Source organism: Pseudoalteromonas sp. SG41-1, assembly GCF_014164575.1.
Classification (GTDB): Bacteria; Pseudomonadota; Gammaproteobacteria; order Enterobacterales; family Alteromonadaceae; genus Pseudoalteromonas; species Pseudoalteromonas rhizosphaerae.
Genome location: NZ_JACJFL010000087.1, coordinates 1 through 5,332, shown reverse-complemented (window position 1 = coordinate 5,332; position 5,332 = coordinate 1). Strand labels below are relative to the sequence as shown.

6 protein-coding genes are annotated in these 5,332 nt (G+C 40.0%); 1 reads left to right on the top strand and 5 read right to left on the bottom strand.

What is annotated here, in order from left to right; translation table 11 throughout:
• Window positions 1–817: 817 nt before the first annotated feature.
• From H5203_RS23060 to H5203_RS22205, 3 genes are all read right to left on the bottom strand, one after another.
• The gene (locus tag H5203_RS23060) at window positions 818–952 is read right to left on the bottom strand and encodes a hypothetical protein (RefSeq protein WP_259397404.1); all 135 of its coding nucleotides are present in this window, start codon (window positions 950–952) and stop codon (window positions 818–820) included.
• A gap of 58 nt (window positions 953–1,010) precedes the next feature.
• On the bottom strand, window positions 1,011–1,169 hold the full coding sequence (locus H5203_RS22210) for a YqaE/Pmp3 family membrane protein (RefSeq protein ID WP_064667813.1): 159 nt from the start codon (window positions 1,167–1,169) through the stop codon (window positions 1,011–1,013).
• A 64-nt stretch (window positions 1,170–1,233) separates the two neighbouring features.
• Window positions 1,234–1,797 carry a BON domain-containing protein gene (locus H5203_RS22205; RefSeq protein WP_145236725.1) on the bottom strand — a complete coding sequence of 188 codons (564 nt, stop codon included), beginning with the start codon at window positions 1,795–1,797 and terminating at the stop codon, window positions 1,234–1,236.
• Window positions 1,798–2,139: 342 nt separating this feature from the next.
• Between H5203_RS22205 and H5203_RS22200 the strand changes: the two genes are divergently transcribed.
• Window positions 2,140–2,796, top strand: coding sequence for a LiaF domain-containing protein (locus tag H5203_RS22200; RefSeq protein WP_145236722.1), 657 nt, complete (start codon window positions 2,140–2,142; stop codon window positions 2,794–2,796).
• 283 nt (window positions 2,797–3,079) lie between these two features.
• Here H5203_RS22200 and H5203_RS22195 read toward each other — a convergent pair whose 3' ends face one another.
• Window positions 3,080–3,496 carry a VOC family protein gene (locus tag H5203_RS22195; RefSeq protein WP_145236719.1) on the bottom strand — a complete coding sequence of 139 codons (417 nt, stop codon included), beginning with the start codon at window positions 3,494–3,496 and terminating at the stop codon, window positions 3,080–3,082.
• A gap of 214 nt (window positions 3,497–3,710) precedes the next feature.
• Window positions 3,711–5,060: a metalloprotease PmbA gene (gene pmbA / locus H5203_RS22190; RefSeq protein ID WP_145236716.1), complete on the bottom strand. Its 1,350-nt coding sequence runs from the start codon at window positions 5,058–5,060 to the stop codon at window positions 3,711–3,713.
• Window positions 5,061–5,332: the final 272 nt, after the last annotated feature.

The window sequence follows — 5,332 nt, the reverse complement described above, 5'->3', positions numbered from 1 at the left end:
TGTAGGAAATGGCTTTAGCCATGAAATTTTAACCGCGCGGCATAAAGCCCCGCCTACGCTTTAAACATCGGAGCTAGGTTTTAGGCTCTAGGTCCTAGTCACTTCCCTAGCACCTAGTACCTTTGTCTTCCTAGCACCTTTAATCTTTTCGCGGTGGCAAGCCACTCGCCTACAAGTAATTTAACACCGAGATAAATGTTAACACCGGTAGGCGTTGAGCTTGCTGACGCAAAACACCACACCACATTTTAAAACGCGGTGGCAAGCCACTCGCCTACAAGTGATTAATTAGACATCAAAGTAAACCTTAACACCGTAGGCGTTAAGCTTGCTGACGCACAAACTCCGAGCCACATTTAAAACGCAGTGGCAAGTCACTCGCCTACAAGTGATTTAACACCGAGATAAACTTTAACACCCGTAGGCGTTAAGCTTGCTGACGCACAAACTCCGAGCCACATTTAAAACGCGGTGGCAAGCCACTCGCCTACAAGTGATTAATTAGACATCAAAGTAAACCTTAACACCGTAGGCGTTAAGCTTGCTGACGCACAAACTCCGAGCCACATTTAAAACGCGGTGGCAAGCCACTCGCCTACAGTGAGTAATTAAACACTGAGGCAAACGTTAACACCCGTAGGCGTTAAGCTTGCTGACGCAAAAACACCTATGACTATAATAAAATGAGAGGTTAAACATTCTTGGGGAAGGTTATAAGTGGATGTTCTTAATGAAAATAACAACATGCACTTATAATTTTGATATATAACATCCTAGCAAAATCCTTCTAGTATTTGATATTTATATACTCTGATATTTAAAGCCCATTCCTTGCTGCTTTTACTTCGCTCCTTGATGCGCTATTCATTAGCTCCTTCCATTGTTGTGCCGTCCAAAGTGGCTTTGCGCTTTTTACGATCCCTTGTTGGTTTTTCCTTAATACGTTATCCATAATGTTACTCCTTGCCATCTATTGGCTGTTCATCCTTGTTATATTTAACACTGTGACTCTAACGACGTGCGATTATATAAATTGCATGTATTAGACCAGGAATATACCCTAGTAATGTTAACAAAATATTAATCCAAAATTGAGCACCTAAACCAACTTGTAAAAATACACCAAGTGGTGGAATAAGCACTGAAAATATAATTCGTATTAAATCCATGACTCTCACTCCCTGAAATTTGTATAAGAAAGCCCAGCATAACTGGGCATTCGTGGCTTATAGATTATTCAGCTACAATAGTTAAGTTATCAACTACATCGCGAACATCTTCAGCATTCTTAGCAATTTTCACCGCTAGCTGTTTTTCAGCATCCGAACCAACAGTACCATTTAGCGTTACCACACCTTTATCGGTATCTACGTCAATATCCGTACCGCCTACTTCAGAGTTAAACAAATAGCGTGTTGTAATAACGGTAGTAATTTTAGCATCCGTTAAATCACTTTCTGTGCTATCTGATTTCATCTTCTTGCTTTTTGTATCCGTGTTTTTAACGACCGTTAGCTCGTTATCAACATCAGTTACACCATCTAGACTTAAGATAAGCTCTTCCGCTAACTCTTTATCAAGCTCACTTTCAACTTTACCAGTTAGTACAACCTTGCCATTTTTTACATCAGTGTTAATGTCAAAGTTGTTTAAGTTAGTGTTCATTAACAGAACCGTTTCTGCCTTACCATCAATCCAAGCATCTTTACTTTCATTTTCCCAGCTATTTGCTTGAGCACCCATAGCGGTTGTACCAAGAACTAACGCTGCAATAATAGATTTGTTAAATGTTTTCATAATCTTTCTCCTTTTGATTAAAGACAATATGATTAATGCGAACATCAAGCCAACTTTTAAAACATTTAAAATCAATCGCTTAAACTTAATTTCATATAGCACTAGCTTTAGTCTTGGTAATTATTTACAGACTGCTCGGTAATTTATTCTGGTCGTTGCAAAATTAACCATTTAATAGCATTATTCGTTAATCTGTCGTTAATATAACAAACGCACCTAACGAAAATAAATTTAAATTATTGATTACTAAGCTAATTAATAAATGGCCTAAGCTTTGCTTTAACTATTGCAGTACTGACAATCGTAAAATACACCAACAGCATCACTTATAAGGAATACATCATGACTGTAAAATTAGAAGATCGCCCAATTGAGCAAGTGCGTGAACAAGTTATTGATCAATTAATATATAACTACAGTCATGCTGTTATTTCAGCTGATGCTTTTGAGCGTCGATTAGATCAGGCAATGGCTGCGAAAGATAACCAAAGCTTAATTGATTTGGTAAGTGACCTAGAATTAACAACCGATAGTAATTACCAGTGGGAAAAACGTGCGCAGTTTAGCCCAAACTATAGTAATAAAAGCAGCGATGAAACATTGCACTTGCGAAGTATCTTAGGATCAAACGAGCGCAGTGGGCAATGGGTAGTACCAAAAGAAATCCACCTGACGAACTTACTTGGATCTATTGAACTTGATTTCACTGACGCCATATTTCAGCATCAAAATATCACCATCCATGTCAATTGCTTACTAGGCAATGATGAAATTTATGTGCCAGAACACGTCAATGTTGTATCAAAACTGTTCAGTATTATTGGTAGTGTTGAAAACAAATCAGTGTCACTGAATAAACACCAAGGGCCAACCATTACTATCGAAGGAAAAGTTATTCTGGGCTCTGTGGAAATTAAAATTAAGCGCACCATTAAAGAAAAGTTTGTCTCATTCGCCAACAGCCTTAAAACCAGTTGGCAAGATATCAATAAACATTAATGGATAAAACACAGTTAAAGCTTAACACCCGTAGGCGCTAAGCTTGCTAACGCAAAAACACCGAAACAATATTGAATATCGCGGTGGCAAGCCACTCGCCTACAAGTGAGTAATTAAACACTGAGATTAACGTTAACACCGTAGGCGTTAAGCTTGCTGACGCAAAAACACCGAAACAATATTGAATATCGCGGTGGCAAACCACTCGCCTACAGTGAGTAATTAAACACTGAGATTAACGTTAACACCCGTAGGCGTTAAGCTTGCTGACGCGAAACTAATGTTATAAATCATTATTACGCTCACTAGGAATGTCACTTAAATATTCAACAAACTCTATTTCAAACCCTGCGGGGTCAATAAAATACACATTTTTACGAAAGGGATTTACCGCACCTGGCTTATCAATACTGTAACCAGCGCTTTCTAAACGCGAAATTACTGCAGCAATATTATTCGTAACATAAGCAAAGTGCGCTAAGCCAACTTGATGTCCGGTTAAGTCACGGTTATGTTGTTCACCATGATCACTCAATGCTAAATACTGAAAATCATCGCCAAAGTGTAACCATTTTCGTGGTTTACCGTACCACTCCCCTTCGCCTTGACTTCTTATAGACCAGTACGGAAAAGCCGCCTTATAAAAGTGCAGCATAGCTTCAACATCATCGACTACCAAATTTACATGCTCTAAATACATAATTAAATTCCTTTATTTAAGTAATTAAAGCCACAATAAAACCTCAAGCAACGTTGAGGTAAAGTGTTTTTTATAAAAGATTTAATAATTGAAAGGTACTAGGTTAAAGGCTAAAGGCAGAGACTAGCTCCATCTAACGTCTAAATAAAACAGCGCGGTATAATGCCGCGCCTACGCAAATTAAAACTTATAGCTTAAGACTTAAAGCTTTAACCTAACTTCCCGCAATCTGCATTTGTTCAATCAATACCGAACCGGTTTGAATTCCACCACGACGCTCTATGTCACCACCTATACCGCTGATGCCTTTAAACATATCTTGCAGTTTACCAGCGATGGTAATTTCGCTTACAGGATATTGTATTTCGCCATTCTCAACCCAAAAACCGGCAGCACCACGCGAGTAATCACCGGTTACGGTATTAACGCCTTGGCCCATTAATTCAGTGACCAATAAACCAGTGCCCATCGTTTTTAACAACGCAGCTAAGTCAGCATGAGTTTGTTCTACTAACCAGTTATGAATACCACCAGCATGACCGGTAGGTGTCATATTCATTTTTCGGGCTGCGTAGCTCGCTAATAAGTAAGTTTGCAGATCACCGCCTTGAATGATTTCACGGTCGATAGTTTTTACCCCTTCACTATCGAATGGTGAAGACGCTAAACCTTTTAAAATATGCGGGCGCTCTGAAATATTAACGCACTTATTAAATACTTGCGTGCCAAGGCTATCCAACAAAAAGCTCGATTTACGATACAGCGCACCACCACCTATTGCAGACACCAAGTGACCAAACAATGAATTAGCGATATCTGCACGAAAAACAACTGGGACTTTCATGGTACCTAATTTTTTGCTATTGAGCTTAGCAAGAGTTTCACTCGCAGCCTCTAAACCTACTGCCGCAGCATCTTTCAAACCAGCTTGGTCTCGCGCTACGGTATAAGCTGAATCCCGCTGCATTTGCTCACCATCTTTACCAATCACCATAGTACTAATGCTGTGGCGAGTACGCGGGTAACCTGTGATAAGACCATGGCTATTACCATACACACGTAAACCTTGATGCGATGAAAAACTGGCGCCATCTGAATTAACAATACGTGCATCGGCATTTAGCGCCGCTTGCTCTGCAGCATGACACAATTCAATGCCCTGCTCAGGGCTGACATCCCACGGGTGGTATAAATCCAAATCAAGCGGAGCAAATTCAAGTAGGTCTTTATCGGCTACGCCATTATGTGGATCATCTGAAGTAAACTTGGCGATATCAATGGCTTTCTCTACCACTGTACGCAGTGTTTTTGGGTTTAAATCAGCTGTTGACGCAGAGCCTTTGTGATTACCAACGTACACACTGATCCCCAGCCCACCATCTTGGTTAAATTCAATGGTCTCGACTTCACCCATGCGGGTACTAACTGATAAACCTGAGGTGCTCGACATCGCCGCTTCAGCGCCAGTAGCACCGAGTTTTTTCGCGTGTTCTAAAACCTCTGCAACGGCATCTTTTATTTGAGAAATTTGAGTATAAATAGGATCTTGCTGTTGGCTTTTCATATTTTTAGTCCTGAGCTTGGAGCGTTTTGCATGCGCAATCATAATACTTAAATGCTAACACACTCACTGCATTGCATCAGCTAATATTAATCATTAAAAGAATCACGTATATACCCAAGCCACCTCAAGATACAGAATTCAGCGTTTCACAGGGGCTTAATATCAAGGCGTTACTTTGCAAGAATGGCAGTCCCTTTTAAGAAGTAACAACGATGAGAGTAAGTGCCTGTGAAACGCCCAACGGGTTGGTTTAAAAGCGATTTATACTGCGT